This is a genomic window from Haliea alexandrii (assembly GCF_003719295.1).
GTDB classification, from domain to species: Bacteria; Pseudomonadota; Gammaproteobacteria; order Pseudomonadales; family Halieaceae; genus Haliea; species Haliea alexandrii.
The window spans coordinates 309,518-327,605 of sequence record NZ_RFLW01000003.1 but is presented as its reverse complement, the minus strand read 5'-3'; the positions used below and the strand labels follow the sequence as shown (position 1 = coordinate 327,605).

Below are 18,088 nucleotides of genomic sequence, written 5' to 3'. Positions count from 1 at the left end.
AAGGTCGACCAGTTGCGGAGGTATCAAGTGACTTGCGAGTCGCTGCTGCGTTGACGTCCGCTAGACAGGGCTTTTGGCTATCTGCTGTGGCCCACGCACCAGACGTCCTGGGAACAAACCCGTTGCTTGTCCATTGCGCTGCACTACCTGGCCGTTGACCAGCGTGGCGGTGTAGCCGTTGGCGTCCTGGTGCACTCTGCGCCCGTTTGCCGGCAAGTCGTACTGTATGCGCGGCGGCAACAGGGTCAGCGCTTCAAAGTCGATGATGTTGATATCGGCGCGATACCCTGGCCGCAGCAGGCCGCGATCATTCAGGCCTACGGCATCCGCGGTGTCGTGGGTGAGCCCCCTGATGACTTCGGGCAGTGCCAGCCGCTCTCCTTTGTTCCGGTCGCGTGCCCAGTAAGTCAGTAAATGGGTGGGCAGGCTGGCGTCGCAGAGAAACCCCAGGTGCGCACCGCCGTCTCCCAACCCGTACAGGCTATGTGGGTGCCGAAGCATGTCCAACGCGGCGTTCAGGGTGCCATCGGCGAAGTTGACCACGGGCAACATCAGTACGGCCTGGCCGTCCTGTTCCAGCATCAGGTCATAGGCGCAGGCGGCAGGGCTGATACCGCGGCGCGCCGCAATTGCGCTCACGCGCTGTGTGGCGTCGGGCTCGTAATCGGGCTGTTCACCCAGTGGGTACATCAGATCCCAGCTGCGTAGCAGCATTTCTCCCGGGAAGTCGGATGGCTCCGGCGTCTCCTCAATGATGTGTGCGCGCACGGCGGGGTCGCGCAGCGCGGCGCGGCGTTCTTCGGGCGCCAGCGCGAGCAGTGACTTGAACGTGGGTGTGTAGCTGAACGGGTTGAAGCTGGCTTCAAAGCCCATGAGTATGCCAACGGGTCTGCCGCTGACCTGCGCCTTGACCGGTAACCCATCCCGCTGACAGTCCTCAACCCAGTCGAGCACGGTGCGCCACTTGTCCGGTGCGTTGTGCCACTGCATTACCGTCAGCGAGAGGGGGCGTTCGGTCTGTTCCGCAATCCGGCGCAGCATGGCGAGCTCGGTATCAATATCGGTGAAATCCGATACCAGCTGCAGCACGCCGCGCCCGCTGTCGCGCAAAGCTCGACCGATGGCGATAAGCTCCTCTTCCGCCGCATCCAGTGTGAAGATCGGGGTCCCGTCGCTGGCGCGATGATTGATGGTGCGTGACGTGGCGAATCCCAGGGCACCGGCATTAATGGCCTGCGCTGCCAGCTGCGCCATGCAGGCGCGGTCTTCAGCGCTGGCCGCTTCCCGCGTCACAGCGCGTTCGCCCATGGCGAACACGCGCAGGGCCGCGTGCGGTATCTGCGTGGCGATGTCGGCATCGTACTCACGTTGCTCCAGCTGGTCGAGGTAGTCCGGAAAGCTCTCCCAGGTCCACGGCAGGCCGGTGGTCAGTACCACCTCGGGTAAATCCTCCACCCCTTCCATGAGCGACACCAGGCGCTGTCTATCGCCTGCTTTGCAGGGGGCGAAGCCGACGCCACAATTGCCCATCAAAACAGTCGTGACGCCGTGCCGGGAGGAGGGCGTGACGCTGTTGCTCCAGGTAACCTGCCCATCGTAATGTGTGTGGATGTCGACAAAGCCCGGCGTGACCAGCTGGCCTGCGGCATCGATTTCCTCTGCTGCCTGCACCACAAGCGCGGGACCCACAGCAATAATGCGGCCGTCGCGGATGGCAACGTCAGCCTCGAACGCGGCCTGGCCACTACCATCCACGACCTGTCCGTTGCGAATTACAAGGTCAGCTTGTTGTGTCATGGGATTTTTCCTGAAAACGTGTTTTTCCCAGAGTTTATCAGACATGCACTGTTGTCAGAGATGCACAGACAGGTGATGTACATTTTTTAATGCGGGCAGCGCTTGCTCATGTAGCGCCATTGCCTGAGTATCCTCTCACCGCATGGCGTGTTAATGCTGGTTCGTATAGCGCTCAAAAAAAGAGGTAGGCAGTGAATCAAGTGACAAGGATACAGCAGCGAAGAAGATGGACGTGGTATCTGCTGGCCGCCTGCCTGTCTTTGCCAGTGGTTGCGGCGCCACCCACCGATCCTGCCCAGATTATCGCCCATCGTCAGGAGTCGCTGGCGTATGCGGCAGGCTTGCAGGCGTATCTCTACGGCTACCCCGTGGTCGATTATTTCCGGGTGATGCGCGACCAGACAACGCCGGGGCGAGATGCCAAGGGCGTGTATGCGCCGCTGAACGAGATTGTGTTGCAAAAGGGCCTGGCCAGGCCCGGTGGCCTGTATGCCGGGCGTGGACCCAACAGCAGCACCCTGTATTTCACCGCTTGGCTCGACGTATCCGTTGCACCCCTGCGGGTGTCGGTGCCCGATACGGAAGGGCGCTATTACGTGCTTACCTGGGCTGACATGTACTCCGAGGTGCAGCACACGGGGCGCCGCACCACCGGCACAGATGCGCAACGGCTGTTGGTTGTAGGGCCAGAGTGGCGCGGGGACGTACCGCCGGGTGTGCATCTGGTGCGCTTGCGAACGCAGCAGGGGTATTTGCTGGGGCGTATTCTGGTGGAAAGTGACGCCGATCTGGCTGAGGCCAGCAGTCTGATGGGAGCGATTGAGTTGGAGGGGGGGAGTCAGCACGTTGATATCGGCGCTTTGCCCAGCGTGGAAGACCTCACATCACTGGCATTTTTTACCCATCTCAACCACTTCCTGCGTAGCAATCCGCGTCTACCACATGAAGCGCAGTTGATGGCGCAGCTCAATCAGGTCGGCTTGGGCCCGGCGGCAAGGTTCAGCCCCGAGGCGATACCGGACGGGTTGCGTCGGGGACTGCAGCGGGCGGTAGAGGACGGCTACCGCATTCTGGCGGATTCAGCGCGCGCGGCGCCGACGCATACTGGTTGGAGCAAAATTTCCAACGAAACATACGGGACTTATGGTTTCGACTACCTGCGCCGGGCAACGGTGGAGTACCACGGCTTCCTCGGCAATACGCCGGAGGAAACGGTTTACCTGTCTGCACTCACGGATGCGGAAGGTGCGCCACTCATTGGAAATAACCGCTACGAAATCGTATTTGAACCCGGCGCCCTGCCGCCCGTTGCCGCCTTCTGGGCGCTCAATGTGTACGATGCGCGCACGGTAGATTTGATTCCCAACGACAGAGGGCGCTATGCGATCACCGATGTCATGCCGGACTTGAAGCGCCGCGCAGATGGCTCCGTTGTTGTGCGTCTGCAACAGGATCCACCCGCTGATGGGGGCGTGAACTGGTTACCCGTCAACGATGGACCCCTCTTTGTAACGCTGCGTTTCTTCGAGCCGGAAGCGAGTGTACTGTCGGGAGACTACGAGCCGCCGCCCATTCTGCGATTGCCCTGAAAAACCGGGCGTGGCGTGTTGTTTAACCGCACAACGCCTGAACAAGATTGCGCGCTGTCCAGGGCGCTGTAGCGTATTTTCCGGTGTCAATGCTCAGGTAGTTGCCCGAGCGTGTGACACCATAGTCAGAGCGCTTGTGCAGTGATGCCGCCGGATCGGATAGCTCACCGCGGCCCGCTGCAAATACCCAGCCACCCTCAACCCGGCTGCTTTCAATTTCAGCGCGAATATCGCCGACCCAGGGCAACAGCGACTGCAGCGTGTCCAGCACCGTGCTGGTCAACAGGGCGGGATCCGGCAAGTCGAGTGTGTGCACAGGCGGTGGTTCCACCGCTGAGCTGTCGACTCGCAGGCCTGCGGGATACCACGAGAGGTAGAAGTCGCGTCCGTTGTAATTCTTGATGTCGCCAAATGGCCCCGTTGCGATAATTGCGCAGGGAGTCTGTATAGCGCGCTTGGTACGCAGAAATATGGATTGGCGATAGCGATTCGACCAGATCCCGCAAGGCGTGATGCCAGCGCTCTGATCAATAACCATGCGGCCATGCCACAGCGCGTTGACGACATGGCTGTAGGTCTCTGTGTCGCCGGTGTTCGTTGCCACCGTCCACGGCCCGTGTACCGATTCCCCAGCGGGGTGGGCGGCGAGCACGCGCTCCCCCATGCGCAGGTGAATCAATGGTTCAGCCGCCACCGCCGCCTGAAAACGGTTTGCAATCCAGGTCGTCTCGACGGAGCGCTCAGGTACGTGAAACCCTGCCACAATCTCTTTCGAATCGCTGTTGGCCGCCAGCTCTGCCGCCGAGAGACGGTGGCTGGTGGCGCCTGAGACATCAGTCAGATAGTGGTGCGCATCGGGATGTGCACGCACCAGCTCGCTGACCCGATCGAGGTACTGCGCCATATCATCGGCGGCGACTACCGAGTCGCGATGGCACAGGTAGATGTCATCCTGTGCGGTAATAACGGGGTCTAGAGACGTTGCCAGCAGGTCTTCAGCCAGCGGCTTGAACAGCAGTCCCCCGCTCAGTACATGTTGCGCGGAGTGCAGTGAGCTGTCTGCTGAATAAATATAGCCGAGGTGAATTTTGCCTTCATTCCAGCGGCTGGCACCAGTGAAAGGTTCAGGGGCTTCATCGAACAGCGTGACCGCAATCCCCTTGCGCGCCAGATACAGGGCAACCGAGCAGCCCATGATGCCGGCGCCCAGAACGGCGATATGGCGTGTTGCCTTCACGGGACGGGTTCGCCCTGCAGGAAATAGGAGCTGGCGTCATAGCGGTCGCTGGCGAGCACCAGAAGCACGCTGTGCTGCTCGACATAGGTTTGCTCGCCCCACACCCCTGCGCTTACCAGTAGCGCCGGACCGTTGCTGTCCAGCGTGACCTGCACGCGCTCGCTTCCGCATTGCAGCGTGACATCGATTCGCCCCGCCAGGCAGACCAGTAACTGCTGGCCGCGACGATGGCCGTGTCCACCGCGTTGTGTGCCGGGATCTGCTTCCGATACGGTAAATAGCCGTTGTGGTGTGAAAGGCAGCTGGTCGAACTCCAGTGGTAGCAGGCACCCCCTTGCATCGCGGTGGCGCTGCAGGTGCAACAGGCGCGCTTTGCCATCAAACCAACAGGCCTGTGTGGTGGCAGCACGTGTCATGCGGGTGAAGCGCTCTGCGGTCGGTTCTGGTCCAGGTAGTGCACCAGCGGCGCGCCAATATCCAACTTGGCAGTACTGCTGAGGCCGGAGTTCCACAGCTCGCGCAGGCAGGCGCAGAGCACTTCAAAGCGCTGGTGGGGTGTGAAGGCCCAGCTGCGTGACAGGCTGCCGGGCTTATAGTACTTGAAGCACAGGGTTTCCGGCACGCGCACAAAGTTGCCCAGCAGGCTCATGTGGAACAGCCAGGGCATGTCCGTAGAAAATTCCCCGGCGCCGTGCAACTTCAGTCCACCGATCTGGCGTACTTTCTCCAGGCGAAAAACACCGCGGTTGGGAACCCACCATTTGAGCCCACCGGCCAACATCAGGTGTCCTCGCTCCGCAGGATTGGTGATGCCGTCGAGTTCATTCAGTACCCAGTGCTCCTCGCGGCCATCGGTGTGCGTTAGATGAACATCCGAAAAACTGACTACGGCATCAGGATCGTGATTCAGTGCGGCGGCCAGCCGCTCGACATAGGTGGGCGCTATAACATCATCGTGAAAGGCGAAAAGTGCATAGTCGGCGTCCGCCAGTGCAAGCAGTGCATTGCAATTGCCGACATAACCCCGGCGTTGTTCTTGCCGGACCACACGAAAGCGCGGGTCAGCTTCAGCATGTGCGCAGCAGAGTTCAAACGTGCCATCGTCACAGTCGTCTACCGACACAATAACGCTGAACTGTGTATAGGTTTGCGCGGAGAGGGAATCGAGGGTTGCCTGGATGAAGTCGGCTGCCTGCCAGGCAGGTAACAGGGCACAAACGGAGGCGTGTGCCGTTGTGGGATCTTGATTCATGGTCCGCTGAATCCCTTGCGGGTGGTTTCTGATTTCCCGGCATGTCCGGTACGTGCTCGACATTTAAGCACGCTGGTCGCCTGTTATGTCGTTTTACCCGGTAAATTTTACAGCGTGGGTGCAAAAAGTACACGCGATATGCACAGGCGGATGTCGATTTGGCGCGGCCTGCGCCATTGAGGCGCACTGGCATAGCAATTGCAGCACCACCGGGGTACGGGCAGGACGCCTGCCGCTACTGTAATGACCATCTGGAGGCGATATGACAAGCACAGGCAATGAAAAAGATAGCTATGAACAATTCATGGGGGCCCTTGAGGTGACCAACGACGCGCTCACCGAGTTGCGCGATACCCCGGTCATCAAGAGCATCGCTGAACTCATGGACAAGCAGGCGGAAGGTCGCAAGTTCGGGGTGGCGGTGTACGAAAATGATGCCGAGAACCCGCACGACTATTTCACCGTGCGTATGCATAACAGCAAGCTGCAATTGGCATCACACGGCAAGGATGCCCCGGATATCGACTGGAAAGTGTCAATGGATTATCTGCGTGATATCAATCAGAACCCGAGGAAGTATATTGAGGATCCGTGGAAGCTCGACGTCGAGTGGTTGAAGAACCGGTTGCAGGACGGCGCCTAGCAGGGAATTCCCGTGGTAAACCCCGTTCCTGAGCAGCACCCGCTGCCGGCAGTTGGCCGTGACGTCAGCAAACGGTTGGGGCTTCCGGTGCAATCCGGGCATCGGATAGACGTGCTGATCAATGGTCATGAGATTTTTCCGGCCATGCTGCAGGCCATTGTGGGTGCCAGGCGGGAAATCTGTTTTGAAACCTTCATCTACTGGTCAGGCGATATAGCGCAACGGTTTGCCAGCGCGCTCAGCGACGCTGCGCGGCGTGGCGTAGCGGTTTATGTCCTGCTGGATTGGTGGGGTGCTCAGGAGATGGATGAGCAGCTGATCGAGCAGATGCGGGGTGCAGGTGTGCGTGTGCGTCACTTCAACCCCCTGCGCTGGTGGCAGCTACAGCGCATGAACTACCGAACGCATCGCAAAATACTGGTGGTCGACGAGGAAGTCGCGTTCACCGGCGGGGTCGGCATTGCGGAGGAGTGGTGCGGCAACGCAAGAGGCCCGCATGAGTGGTATGACCTCCATTATCGGATGACGGGCCCCGAAGTGGGAGAGATGCGTGCAGCGTTCGCTGAAGTCTGGAGCGAGGTGTTGCAGCAGCCTCGCCTGCCGGCAGCCTCACCCCTCTCGCCAAACCTGAAGCATGCGGGTGGCGACGCCGCGCAAGTGCTCAGCAGTGCGCCCAGGAGCGGGAGTGAGCGCGTCTATCAACTGTTCCGATACGCCATTGAGTCCGCGACCGACTCATTTCTCGTGATCACGGCGTACTTCGTGCCTGACCGGGAAACGATTGCCGCACTCATTGCCGCTGTCAGGCGAGGGGTGAACGTACAGGTGATGGTTCCGGGTCCGCATATCGATTCCCAGGTCGTCCGTTATAGCTCGCGGTCCTCTTGGGGGGAGTTGCTGCAAGCGGGGGTGCGCATTCACGTGTTTACCCCCACCATGCTGCACGCGAAGGCGACGATCGTCGACTCAGAGTGGGTCATTGTTGGCTCGGCAAATTTCGACAACCGGTCTTTCGCGCTCAATGACGAAATCCTCGTGAATGTCTTCAGTGAGGCGTTTGCTGCCGTTCACTCGACAATTTTTCGCGAGAATCTGGAGCGTTGTGAAGCGCTGGATTACGAGAAATGGCGAAAGCGCGGTGTTCTCACCCGCGTCAAGGAACTCTTTTCCGACCTGCTTCGCCCGCAGTTGTAGCAGGTCCCCATTTCAACCCCTTGATTCAGGAGGAACGTGACCATGAAGCTGGAACGACTCGAAACGCCGGGCATTGCCCATTTTTCATACCTGCTGTCGGACGGGGCCAGCGCGCTGGTGGTCGACCCGCGGAGGGACATCGATGTCTACCTGCACAAAGCGCAGGAGCTTGGAGCGAAAATCACCCACGTGCTGGAAACCCATCGTCAGGAAGACTTTGTAATGGGGTCATCACATTTGGCGCGTGTGACCGGAGCCCAGGTGGTCAACGGAACACATGAATGCTTTGGGCGAGGCGATGTGCGCCTGGGGGATGGCGATGAGTTCGACTTCGGCTCACTGCGCGTGAAAGCGCTGAGCACGCCGGGGCACACGCCGGAGAGCATGTGCTACGCCGTATTCAGCGCCGATGCCAGCGCCGCATGGTGTGTTTTTACCGGAGATACTCTGTTTTTCGGCGAAACGGGCCGCACCGACCTGCCAGATGCAGCAAAGTCCGTAGAGAATGCGGCGCTGTTATACGACTCGGTGCACGAGAAGCTGGCCGACCTCGGTGATACCGCATTGGTCATGCCAGCGCATGGTCCTGGCTCGGTTTGCGGCAGCGGCATGGCGGAGCGACCGATGTCCACACTGGGTGAGGAAAAGCGCTATAACGTGGTGTTTACCAAAGACCGCGATACCTTCGCCCGCGATAAAGGCAGTGAGCGACTGCCGCGGCCCCCCTATTTCAGGATTATGGAACGGCTCAACCTCGAAGGCGGCAAACCGCTGGACAAGCCACTGGGTATGGTCAGCATGATGGGCCCGGAAGAGTTCGCGCGTGGCATGGGCGGCGCTACAGTCTACGATACGCGGGAACCGGAGGCCTTTGCCGGCGGGCATGTGGAAGGTGCCTACAGTATCTGGCTGGATGGCTTGCCGGTGTTTGGCGGTTGGATGGCAGACGAAAATGACCCTGTCATGCTGGTGACCGACCGTGGAGAAGACATTGCCGAGGCTGCTGCGCACCTTGCCCGGATCGGGCTGGATAACGTTGTGGGTGCGCTGGCTGATGGCTTCGGGAATTGGCGCAAGTCGGGACAGACTGTGCAACGTTCCGGCGCCATTACCCCCACTGAATTGAACGCTGAGGGCGCCGCCTACCAAGTTCTTGATGTGCGCGAGCCGGATGAATTTGCGGCCGCTCACATCGAAGGCGCAAAGTCGCTGTATGTTGGTCATCTTGAGGATGGTGTTGCCAGCCTCGACCTCGATAAACAGGCGCCGGTGATAGTGACCTGCGGCGTAGGTCATCGCGCCGGGCTGGGCGTGAGTATCCTGCAACGTGCCGGATTTCAGGATGTGCGCAACCTGATTGGCGGCATGAGCGCCTGGCTGACAATGGGGTTACCGGTGGAAGAAGGCGATTAGGACGGCTATGGCCGCGCCGCTGCCCAGTAACCCAGGCCCGCGGATGCTGCAGTGAGAAAGGCGCCCCAGAGGATGTCTGAGCCAACCAGGCCCAGGCTCCAGCGGTGCAATATGGCGTAATTGGTGACGGTGTAGGTCCCGTAGGCCAGCGCACCCAACACCGCGCCGTTGATGAGTGCGATGCGTAACTGCCCCGCGTTCACCGCTGGTGTGACCGCCAGCATCACGATGCCGGCCGCATAAAAGAGATAGAAGATGCCGGCGGCGGCAAAATTCGGGCTTTCGCGCATCAGTTCGCCCAACTCCTGACTATAGTATTTGCTCACAACGGCCCCGATCCATACAGCATCAATGGCAAGAAAAGCGATCAGGACAGTCAGGTAGGGCTTCAGAAATGTAATCATTGTTGCTTACTCCATTGCGTTGTCTGTTAGGCCTGCGCTCAGTTCCCCGTGAGCAGTTGGAACAAGCTCACGCCAATAAAGGTGACGGCAGCCAGTAGCGCGAACAGTAGGAGCAACCCGATAGCCAGCGTAGCCGCAATGACCCAGCGGCTGCGTCGCTGTGCGCCACGGGCGTCGTGCTCGCAACGCTGCAAAAGCTTGACGTTGCGCTGGTTGGCCTTGAAGGCGAAGTCGAACAGGTCGCCCAAGAGCGGTATGGTGCCGACAAGCGATTCAACGGCGACATTGCCCGTCATGCGCAGCAATACGGCGCCGGGGGCACCGCTGCGCCAGGCGGCAAAGATGATGATTGAGGACAGGGCCGCACCGACTGCATCGCCGAGACCCGGAATCAGGCCAATGATGCCGTCCAGCCCAATACTGCGGCCGAAGGGCAGGGGAATACTGCTGTCGAGTAGCCATGCGAAGCGGGCGAGGCGGGGGTTACTGCCGCTTTTCCCTGTGTTTGAGCTGCTCATCATCACGCCCTCTGCTGATCCTGCCAGTAGCGCAGCCGATCTTCAGGGTGAGGTGCACACGTTGCTCGGCCAGTTAAGATGATACCGGAGTTTGAGGGTAGATGTTGTTGGCCCTAGGCTAGCGTGCCGCAGGACAATGTTTGGTACCGGAGGCCGGACTCGATGGTCCGACATATCGGCCGGCACGCGCTAGCGTGCCGCAGGACAATGTTTGGTACCGGAGGCCGGACTCGAACCGGCACGCTTTTTACGGCGGGGGATTTTGAATCCCCTGTGTCTACCAATTTCACCACTCCGGCAAAGAGTGCGGGTGCCGCAGGGCAGCCCGTGGAGAGGGCGCGATTATAGCAACCCGCGCTGTTCCTGCAATGATTTTCCTTAACCTTCAGGCGGTTTGCGGGTAGACTTCGCCCGGCTTGTGCGGATTGCCGCACGGGCATGGGTGGCGCCTCCGGGGCCGACATTCTGAGTATCGAAGGAGAAAAGAGCATGGCAATGAAATTGGTCAAGAAGACGGACGAGTACAGCATTTTCCAGCGTGGTGACGAGCGCTATGCAGTGAAGGATGCCAACCGCAAGCCGGTCAACGGCGAGGAAAAAGTGCGGATTCTGTCTGCTGAAGGCCTGGTAAAAGCGCCGGCACCGAAGCCGGTGGAAGCACCCGCAGAGGAAGCAACCGAAGAAGCGACTGAGGAAGCGACTGCCGAGGCAGACGCACCCGCGGCGGAAGGCGATGCCGAAGCCTGAGCGTCCACTCGGAGCAGGGAGCCGGCTTGAGGCCGGCTTTTTTTTCGATGCAACTTGACGAATTCCACTACGCACTGCCACCGGAGCTGATCGCCCAGTATCCGCTGCAGGACCGCAGCGCCAGCCGCTTGCTGGCGCTTGACGGTGCCTCCGGGGCCACGCGGCACCTGGCTTTTACGGATTTACCGGGCTGCCTGCAGCCTGGTGACCTGCTGGTATTCAACAACACGCGGGTGATTCCGGCGCGGCTCTGGGGGCAGAAAGCCACCGGTGGCCGGGTAGAGATACTCATCGAGCGTGTTACCGGTGAGCATACGGCGCTGGCCCATATCCGCAGCAGCAAGTCGCCCCGGCCGGGGGGGGTGATTCGCCTTTCCGCCCAGCCGGGTGAGGCTCCCGGCCCCTTGCAGGTTACAGTAACCGGACGCGACGGGGCACTGTTCAAGCTGTTATCGCCGCCCGGCGTTCCGCTGCACGCCATACTGGCAGATATCGGGCACATGCCCTTGCCGCCCTATATAGAAAGGGGCGATGAGGCCGCCGACCAGGAGCGCTATCAGACAGTGTACGCAGAGCGCGCCGGTGCCGTTGCCGCGCCCACGGCGGGCCTGCACTTTACACAGGCTCTGCTCGAACAGCTTGCCGCCGCGGGTATCGAGCGCGCAACGGTTACTTTGCATGTGGGGGCCGGCACGTTTCAGCCGGTGAGAGTCGATAATATCCGCGATCATCACATGCACGCCGAGTACCTGGAGGTGGATGCCGCGCTTTGCGCTGCGGTGGAGACGACCCGTGCCCGCGGTGGGCGCGTGGTTGCGGTGGGTACGACTGCGGTGCGTTCGCTGGAGTCTGCCGCCTGCGGTCAGGGCCGGGTAGCGCCGCTGACCGGCGACACGAATATCTTCATCTACCCGGGTTACCGCTTTCAGGTTGTCGATGCCATGATCACCAACTTTCATTTGCCGGAGTCGACGCTGTTGATGCTGGTCAGCGCTTTTTCCGGCCGCGAGTCGATTCTCGCCGCCTACCGGGAGGCGATTGAACAGCGTTACCGGTTTTTCAGTTACGGGGATGCCATGTTCCTGACGCCTCAGCCCGATGCCGTGGGGCCACGATGAGCCGCGAGTGCCACATGCAGTTTGAACAGTTGGGTACCGATGGCGCAGCGCGCCGCGGGCGTCTCACCTTTCCGCGCGGCACCGTGGAAACACCGGCGTTCATGCCGGTGGGCACCTACGGTACCGTCAAGGGCATGCTGCCGCGTGATATTCACGCGGTAGGTGCGGAGATCATTCTTGGCAACACGTTTCACCTCTGGCTGCGCCCGGGAACAGACATCATCGAGCAGCACGGTGACTTGCACGACTTCATGGGCTGGGAAGGTCCCATCCTCACGGATTCAGGGGGCTTCCAGGTCTTCAGCCTGGGCGCCATGCGCAAGATCTCCGAGCAGGGGGTGCGTTTTCAGTCGCCGGTGGACGGATCCAAAGTGTTTCTCGATCCGGAGACTTCGATGGCGATCCAGCGCAAGCTCGGTTCCGATATTGTGATGATCTTTGACGAGTGCACACCGTATCCGGCGACCGAGGCGGAGGCGCGTGCATCCATGGAGTTGTCTCTGCGCTGGGCGCAGCGCAGCCGCGCCGCACATGGCGATAGCGCAGCCGCCCTGTTCGGCATTGTTCAGGGGGGGATGTATGAGAGCATGCGGGCCGAATCCCTGGCCGGGCTGGAGGCCATCGGTTTCGACGGTTACGCCATCGGCGGGCTTTCCGTCGGGGAACCCAAGGAGGATATGATCGCGGTGCTGGAGGCCCTGCAGTACAGCTTGCCGGCGCATAAGCCGCGGTACCTCATGGGCGTGGGCACACCCTCCGACTTGCTGCAGGGCGTGCTGCGTGGCGTGGACATGTTTGACTGCGTGATGCCCACCCGCAACGCACGCAACGGTTTCATTTTCACCTCTCGGGGGGTGCTCAAGCTGCGCAATGCCCGGCACAAAACCAGCACCTTGCCGCTGGATGAGCACTGCGACTGCTACACCTGCCAGAACTTTTCCCGCGCCTACCTGCACCACCTCGACAAGTGCAATGAGATACTCGGCTCGCAGCTCAACACCCTGCACAATCTGCGTTACTACCAGAACCACATGGCCGGCATTCGCGCCGCAATTGAGCAGGGCAGGCTGGCGGCGTTTGCAGATGACTTTTACGCGGGGCAGGCCGAAGGTGTTTAGTTCGTGAGCACGTCCGCGCAGCTGTTTGAGCGGTTGCGGACAGGCTTGCCCATGCTGCGCGCGCCCTGGGCCGGCAGTGGACGTCAGGCGGGGGTGCTGGTGGCGCTGACCGACGAGGAGCATCCCCGTGTGCTGCTGGGCAGGCGCGCCCTGCATTTGTCCCTGCACCCGGGTGAAATCGCTTTTCCCGGTGGCAAGCGGGAGGTGCACGATGCCGGCCCCTGGGATACCGCACTGCGCGAGGCCTTCGAGGAGGTGGCATGCCCGCCCGAAGCGGTGTGCCCTCTGGGCGAGTTGCCGCCCCTGCTCACGCGCAGCGGTTATACCATTCATCCCTGCGTAGCGAGTATTCCTGCCTCGCTGACACTGCGCGCGGACCCCGGTGAAGTTGCCGAACTGATATTGCCGCGGCTGGATTGTTTCACCAACCCGGCAGGCTGGCACGTACGCTACATGAACGAACCCACCAGCGGTCAGGCACTGCCGGTGCCACATTTTCGCCTGCCGCATGATACGGTATGGGGCACTTCGGCCCGCGCACTGTTGCTGCTGGTCAACCTGGGCCTGCAGGCAGAGCTGGATGTGTCGACATTCAAGGAGAATTTGGAATGAAGTACAGCCTCGATGGGCAGTCGGTAACGCTGGTAGGCGATGGGCACTTTATTGCGCCCAATGCGGCAGTGATTGGTGATGTCACCCTGCACGAGAACAGCAGTGTCTGGTTCAGCTGTGTACTGCGCGGTGATGCAGAACGCATTGAAGTGGGCGCCGGCAGCAACATTCAGGATGGCGCCGTACTCCATGCAGACCCGGGTTTCCCGATGGTCGTCGGTGCCAACGTCACAGTGGGCCACAAGGCGATGCTCCACGGTTGCACGATTGGCGATGGTGCGCTGGTGGGCATTGGCGCCATCGTGCTGAACGGGGCGAAAGTGGGTCGCAATTGCCTGATCGGTGCGGGGGCGCTGGTGACGGAAGGCATGGAAATACCGGACGGCAGTTTAGTGCTGGGCGCGCCGGCGAAAGTGAAGCGGCAGTTTTCTGCCGAAGAGCAGGCGGCTGTGGGCCTCAATGCCGAGCATTATGTGCAGAATGCGGCGCGGTTTCTGCGCGGCTTGCAGGAGCAGGCGTGATGACGCAAGCCGAACCCGCGTCGCCCTGCATCTCCGTCTGCCTGCTGGACGAGAACGATATCTGCCTGGGTTGCTATCGCAGCGCCGATGAAATTACGGACTGGTTTATGGCCAGCCCGGAGCAGAAGCGTGACATGTTGCTGCGCGCTGCAGACCGGCGTCTGGCGGACGATAAACCGCAGCTGCGCTAGTCAGTCAGTGCCGGGCTCTGCCTTTGCCGTCAACGGCGGAGGCGAGGACCGATTGCACCACATTGCCCTGCAGCTCCAGAATTTCCAGCCGGTAGCCGGCGATCGCCAGGCAGGCATTGCCCGCCGGGAATGACTCCAGGTATTCCAGAATCAGGCCGCTCAGGGTTTTGGGCCCGTCGGTGGGCAGGTCCCAGTCCAGGGCCTTGTTGACGTCGCGCAGGTTGGCATTGCCGGCAATGATGTAGCTGCCGTCGCGTTGGGCGAAAATGCTGTCCCCGGTGTCGCTCATGCGCGAGGTGAATTCGCCGACGATCTCTTCCAGAATGTCTTCCAGGGCAACTATACCCATCACCTCGCCGTATTCGTCCACCACGATCGCCAGGCGCAGCTTGTTCTTTTGGAAGTGCAGCAATTGCGTGTGCAGTGGCGTGCTTTCGGGGATGAAGTAGGGTTCGTCCATCTCTCGTTCCAGTGCCCCGCGGTCCAGGCCATGCTTGTCGATGACCCGGCTCAGGTTGCGCAGATGCAGCACGCCGACGATGTTATTGATGTCGTCGCGCCAGACCGGCAACCGGGTGTGAGTGGAGGCCTGCAGACAGCGCAGGATTTCATCATCGCTCTCGTCCAGATCGATACCGTAGACGTCATTGCGCGGTACCATCACATCGTCCACGCTGACTTCCTCAAGGTCGAGGATATTCAGCAACATACCGCGATGTCGGGGTGGAATCAGCGCGCCGGCCTCAGTCACGATGGTGCGCAATTCCTCGGAAGAGACATGTTCTTCCTTGGCGGCGCCGGCATCGACGCCAAGCAGGCGCAGGAGTCCGTTGGTAACCCCGTTCACCAGCCACACCACCGGGTACATCGCCTTCATCAGAGGCAGCAGAATCACACTGGCCGGGAAGGCGATGCGCTCCGGGTACAACGCGGCGATGGTTTTCGGGGTGATTTCGGCGAACACCAGGATCACCAGTGTGAGGCAGATGGTGGCGATGGCGATACCCGCATCGCCCCACAGGCGAATGGCGATGACGGTGGCAATGGCGGAGGCCAGAATATTGACTGCGTTGTTGCCGATCAGGATCAAGCCAATCAGCCGGTCCGGGCGGTCCAGCAGCTTGCTGGCGCGCCGTGCGCCGCGATGCTGCTGCTTCCTGAGGTGCTTCAGCCGGTAGCGGTTGAGTGACATCATGCCGGTTTCCGAGCTGGAGAAGAAACCAGACAGGAGAATGAGAACAACCAGGATGGACGACAGGAGACCCAGCGGGGCTTCGTTCAAAGCGGGGGCGAACCTTTGGCGTGAGCGGACCGGTTATCTTGAAGAAAAAGGCAGGTGGGGGCAACCCCTGTGGGTCATCCGCGCTGCAGTAACAGTTCCAGGACCAGTTTCGAGCCGAGGAAAGCCAGCATCAGCAGAATAAAGCCCCCGATGGTGAAGCGCGCCGCGGTCTGGCTGCGCCAGCCGAGTTGGTAGCGACCCCAGAGCAGGGTGGAGTAAATCACCCAGGCAACCAGCGTCAGCACGGTTTTATGCACCAGATGCTGGGCAAAGAAATCGTCGACGAAGAGGAAGCCGGTAGCGATAGCCACAGTGAGTAGCACAACGCCCATCCATACCAGCTCGAAAAGCATGGTTTCCATGAGTTGCAGCGGTGGCAGGAAACTGACGATGCCGGTGGCGCGGTGCTGTTTCAGTTGCCGGTCCTGTATCGCGACCAATACGGCTTGCACCGCGGCGAGGGTCAGTACCGCATAGGCCAGAATGGAGGACGCAATATGCAGCAGCAGGCCGTGGCCGAGTGCCTCGGGTGTGCTGCCGGTTTGCGGTGCAAAGGCTGAAATCAGCACCGTCGAGGCGGACAGTGGCAGCAGCACAATCAGCAGATTCTGCAGCGGCCAGCGTACCAGCCAGGAGATGCAGGCAAGGTTGATGACAAACGAGATCAGCGCGAGGATGCGGTAGAGGCCGAGGTGCACGCTGTGCTCGTCGAAAATGCTCGACCACGCCACCAGGGCGTGACACACCAAGGCAATGGCGCCCAGCGCGATGACCGAGGTGCTGAGGCGCGGCTTGCGCTGCAGGATGTGCATCAGGTGGAGCCCTGCGGCGGCCAGGTAGAGCAGCGCGGCAGCAATGGCGAGCAGTGGCAGTGGCATGGTTGGGGCTTGGACCCGGGTGACGTATACTGCGCACCTTTGTACCGATTTGTCCGGCCATTGGCAATAGTGGCCGCCTGCTGCCGAGAGTTCCGCTGATGTTCGAGAGTCTGTCCGATCGCCTGTCCCAGAGTTTGCGCGCCATTACCGGCAAGGCGCGGCTCACCGAGGACAACATTCAGGAAACGCTGCGCGAAGTGCGCATGGCGCTGCTGGAAGCGGATGTCGCGCTGCCGGTGGTGAAAGATTTTGTCGAGGCGGTGAAGCAACGCGCCCTGGGGCAGGAGGTCAGCAAGAGCCTGAGCCCGGGCCAGGCGTTCCTGCGCATTGTGCAGGCGGAACTGGAAGCGGTGATGGGCACGGCCAACGAGGGGCTGAACCTCGCCACGCAGCCGCCGGCGATCATTCTCATGGCCGGCCTGCAGGGCGCGGGCAAGACCACCTCGGTCGCCAAGCTGGCGCGCCTGCTCAAGGAACGCGACAAGAAGTCGGTGACGGTAGTGAGTGCCGACGTGTATCGCCCGGCGGCAATCAAGCAGCTGGAGACCCTGGCGGCAGAGGTGGGCGTGGACTTCTTCCCCAGCGAGGCCCAGCAGGCGCCGGTGGATATTGCCCGTGCGGCCATGGAGCACGCCCGTATCCGTTTCAGCGATGTGCTGATTGTGGATACTGCGGGTCGGCTGGCGGTCGACGAGGCCATGATGGCCGAGATTGCCGAGCTGCACCGGGTTACCCAGCCGGTGGAAACCCTGTTCGTGGTCGACGCCATGACCGGCCAGGATGCCGCCAATACGGCCAAGGCCTTTGGCGAAGCGCTGCCCCTCACCGGTGTAATCCTGACCAAGGTGGATGCGGATACCCGCGGTGGTGCCGCACTGTCGGTGCGCACCATCACTGGCAAGCCGATCAAGTTCCTCGGGGTGGGTGAGAAAACCCAGGCGCTGGACCCCTTCCACCCGGACCGCCTGGCATCGCGTATCCTCGGCATGGGGGATGTGCTCTCGCTGATCGAGGAAGCGGAGCAGAAGGTCGACAAACAGAAAGCCGAGCGGCTCGCGCGCAAGGTGAAGAAGGGCGGTCGTTTCGACCTGGAAGATTTCCGCGACCAGCTGCAGCAGATGAACAACATGGGCGGTATTACCGGCATGCTCGACAAACTGCCGGGTATGGGCAACATGGCGCAGATGGCGCAGCAGAACCTCGACATGAAGATGTTTGCGCGCATGGAGGCCATGATCAACTCCATGACGGTGAAGGAGCGGCGCAACCCGGATCTCATCGCGGGTTCGCGCAAGCGCCGCATCTGCCTGGGTTCGGGCACCCAGGTGCAGGACCTCAATCGTCTGCTCAAGCAGCATAAGCAAATGCAGAAGATGATGAAAAAGATGAAGGGTGGCGGCATGGAGCGCATGATGCGCGGCCTCGGTGGCATGATGCCGCCGGGCGGCGGCGGTGGGGGTGGTTTCCCCTTCCGGTAAGCCCGCAGAATCCTTGAAAAATTCCGCTGTGCGGGGCTTTCAAAACCGGCCGAAGTTCCGTATGATACGCCACCTTTGCGGCCGTAGTGCCGGTGT

At 61.0% G+C, this 18,088-nt stretch carries 19 protein-coding genes and 1 tRNA gene; 11 read left to right on the top strand and 9 right to left on the bottom strand.

Annotation, left to right across the window (positions count from 1 at the left end):
- Window positions 1-60 precede the first annotated feature (60 nt).
- On the bottom strand, window positions 61-1,797 hold the full coding sequence (locus EGJ68_RS13875) for an N-acyl-D-amino-acid deacylase family protein (protein ID WP_123035159.1): 1,737 nt from the start codon (window positions 1,795-1,797) through the stop codon (window positions 61-63).
- Between the two features lie 191 nt (window positions 1,798-1,988).
- On the opposite strand from EGJ68_RS13875, the gene EGJ68_RS13870 reads away from it, so the two are divergent.
- Window positions 1,989-3,386, top strand: a complete 1,398-nt coding sequence (locus tag EGJ68_RS13870) for a DUF1254 domain-containing protein (RefSeq protein ID WP_158283667.1) — start codon at window positions 1,989-1,991, stop codon at window positions 3,384-3,386.
- A gap of 22 nt (window positions 3,387-3,408) precedes the next feature.
- Here the strand turns inward: EGJ68_RS13870 and EGJ68_RS13865 are convergent, their stop codons facing one another.
- From EGJ68_RS13865 to EGJ68_RS13855, 3 genes are read right to left on the bottom strand one after another with little or no spacing between them, the layout of a single operon-like run.
- Window positions 3,409-4,623 carry an FAD-dependent oxidoreductase gene (locus tag EGJ68_RS13865; protein WP_123035157.1) on the bottom strand — a complete coding sequence of 405 codons (1,215 nt, stop codon included), beginning with the start codon at window positions 4,621-4,623 and terminating at the stop codon, window positions 3,409-3,411.
- Window positions 4,620-5,039 carry a sugar 3,4-ketoisomerase gene (locus EGJ68_RS13860; protein ID WP_123035156.1) on the bottom strand — a complete coding sequence of 140 codons (420 nt, stop codon included), beginning with the start codon at window positions 5,037-5,039 and terminating at the stop codon, window positions 4,620-4,622. The genes EGJ68_RS13865 and EGJ68_RS13860 overlap by 4 nt, the downstream gene beginning before the upstream one ends.
- Window positions 5,036-5,875 carry a glycosyltransferase family 2 protein gene (locus tag EGJ68_RS13855; RefSeq protein WP_158283666.1) on the bottom strand — a complete coding sequence of 280 codons (840 nt, stop codon included), beginning with the start codon at window positions 5,873-5,875 and terminating at the stop codon, window positions 5,036-5,038. Before EGJ68_RS13855 ends, EGJ68_RS13860 begins: the two co-directional genes overlap by 4 nt.
- A 262-nt stretch (window positions 5,876-6,137) precedes the next feature.
- Here EGJ68_RS13855 and EGJ68_RS13850 point away from each other — a divergent pair, with 262 nt between their 5' ends.
- From EGJ68_RS13850 to EGJ68_RS13840, 3 genes are read left to right on the top strand one after another with little or no spacing between them, the layout of a single operon-like run.
- Complete coding sequence (locus EGJ68_RS13850; RefSeq protein ID WP_123035154.1) at window positions 6,138-6,518, top strand: hypothetical protein; 381 nt, start codon at window positions 6,138-6,140, stop codon at window positions 6,516-6,518.
- A 12-nt stretch (window positions 6,519-6,530) separates the two neighbouring features.
- The gene (locus EGJ68_RS13845; protein WP_123035153.1) at window positions 6,531-7,712 is read left to right on the top strand and encodes a phospholipase D-like domain-containing protein; all 1,182 of its coding nucleotides are present in this window, start codon (window positions 6,531-6,533) and stop codon (window positions 7,710-7,712) included.
- Window positions 7,713-7,754: 42 nt separating this feature from the next.
- Window positions 7,755-9,125 (top strand): MBL fold metallo-hydrolase, encoded by a 1,371-nt coding sequence (locus EGJ68_RS13840; RefSeq protein WP_123035152.1) that lies wholly within the window; start codon window positions 7,755-7,757, stop codon window positions 9,123-9,125.
- 5 nt (window positions 9,126-9,130) lie between these two features.
- Here the strand turns inward: EGJ68_RS13840 and EGJ68_RS13835 are convergent, their stop codons facing one another.
- The 3 genes from EGJ68_RS13835 to EGJ68_RS13825 form a co-directional block, all read right to left on the bottom strand.
- A complete protein-coding gene (locus tag EGJ68_RS13835) occupies window positions 9,131-9,529 on the bottom strand; it encodes a DUF2177 family protein (protein ID WP_123035151.1) in 399 nt (132 codons plus the stop codon).
- A 38-nt stretch (window positions 9,530-9,567) separates the two neighbouring features.
- The gene (locus EGJ68_RS13830; RefSeq protein ID WP_233248825.1) at window positions 9,568-10,050 is read right to left on the bottom strand and encodes a DUF4112 domain-containing protein; all 483 of its coding nucleotides are present in this window, start codon (window positions 10,048-10,050) and stop codon (window positions 9,568-9,570) included.
- 209 nt (window positions 10,051-10,259) lie between these two features.
- Window positions 10,260-10,346: transfer RNA gene (locus EGJ68_RS13825), tRNA-Leu, on the bottom strand.
- Between the two features lie 190 nt (window positions 10,347-10,536).
- Here EGJ68_RS13825 and EGJ68_RS13820 point away from each other — a divergent pair.
- From EGJ68_RS13820 to EGJ68_RS13795, 6 genes are read left to right on the top strand one after another with little or no spacing between them, the layout of a single operon-like run.
- Window positions 10,537-10,794 carry a hypothetical protein gene (locus EGJ68_RS13820; RefSeq protein WP_027948663.1) on the top strand — a complete coding sequence of 86 codons (258 nt, stop codon included), beginning with the start codon at window positions 10,537-10,539 and terminating at the stop codon, window positions 10,792-10,794.
- 47 nt (window positions 10,795-10,841) lie between these two features.
- A complete protein-coding gene (queA, locus tag EGJ68_RS13815; protein ID WP_123035150.1) occupies window positions 10,842-11,912 on the top strand; it encodes a tRNA preQ1(34) S-adenosylmethionine ribosyltransferase-isomerase QueA in 1,071 nt (356 codons plus the stop codon).
- A gap of 14 nt (window positions 11,913-11,926) precedes the next feature.
- Window positions 11,927-13,030 carry a tRNA guanosine(34) transglycosylase Tgt gene (tgt, locus tag EGJ68_RS13810; protein ID WP_456298013.1) on the top strand — a complete coding sequence of 368 codons (1,104 nt, stop codon included), beginning with the start codon at window positions 11,927-11,929 and terminating at the stop codon, window positions 13,028-13,030.
- A gap of 3 nt (window positions 13,031-13,033) precedes the next feature.
- A complete protein-coding gene (locus EGJ68_RS13805; RefSeq protein ID WP_123035148.1) occupies window positions 13,034-13,642 on the top strand; it encodes an NUDIX hydrolase in 609 nt (202 codons plus the stop codon).
- Window positions 13,639-14,163 (top strand): gamma carbonic anhydrase family protein, encoded by a 525-nt coding sequence (locus EGJ68_RS13800; RefSeq protein WP_123035147.1) that lies wholly within the window; start codon window positions 13,639-13,641, stop codon window positions 14,161-14,163. The genes EGJ68_RS13805 and EGJ68_RS13800 overlap by 4 nt, the downstream gene beginning before the upstream one ends.
- Window positions 14,163-14,354: a DUF1289 domain-containing protein gene (locus EGJ68_RS13795; RefSeq protein ID WP_123035146.1), complete on the top strand. Its 192-nt coding sequence runs from the start codon at window positions 14,163-14,165 to the stop codon at window positions 14,352-14,354. Before EGJ68_RS13800 ends, EGJ68_RS13795 begins: the two co-directional genes overlap by 1 nt.
- Window positions 14,355-14,358: 4 nt before the next feature.
- Here EGJ68_RS13795 and EGJ68_RS13790 read toward each other — a convergent pair whose 3' ends face one another.
- Complete coding sequence (locus EGJ68_RS13790) at window positions 14,359-15,636, bottom strand: HlyC/CorC family transporter (protein ID WP_123035145.1); 1,278 nt, start codon at window positions 15,634-15,636, stop codon at window positions 14,359-14,361.
- A gap of 74 nt (window positions 15,637-15,710) precedes the next feature.
- On the bottom strand, window positions 15,711-16,514 hold the full coding sequence (locus tag EGJ68_RS13785; RefSeq protein ID WP_123035144.1) for a cytochrome C assembly family protein: 804 nt from the start codon (window positions 16,512-16,514) through the stop codon (window positions 15,711-15,713).
- Window positions 16,515-16,612: 98 nt separating this feature from the next.
- Between EGJ68_RS13785 and ffh the strand changes: the two genes are divergently transcribed.
- On the top strand, window positions 16,613-17,992 hold the full coding sequence (gene ffh, locus EGJ68_RS13780; RefSeq protein WP_027948670.1) for a signal recognition particle protein: 1,380 nt from the start codon (window positions 16,613-16,615) through the stop codon (window positions 17,990-17,992).
- Window positions 17,993-18,088: the final 96 nt, after the last annotated feature.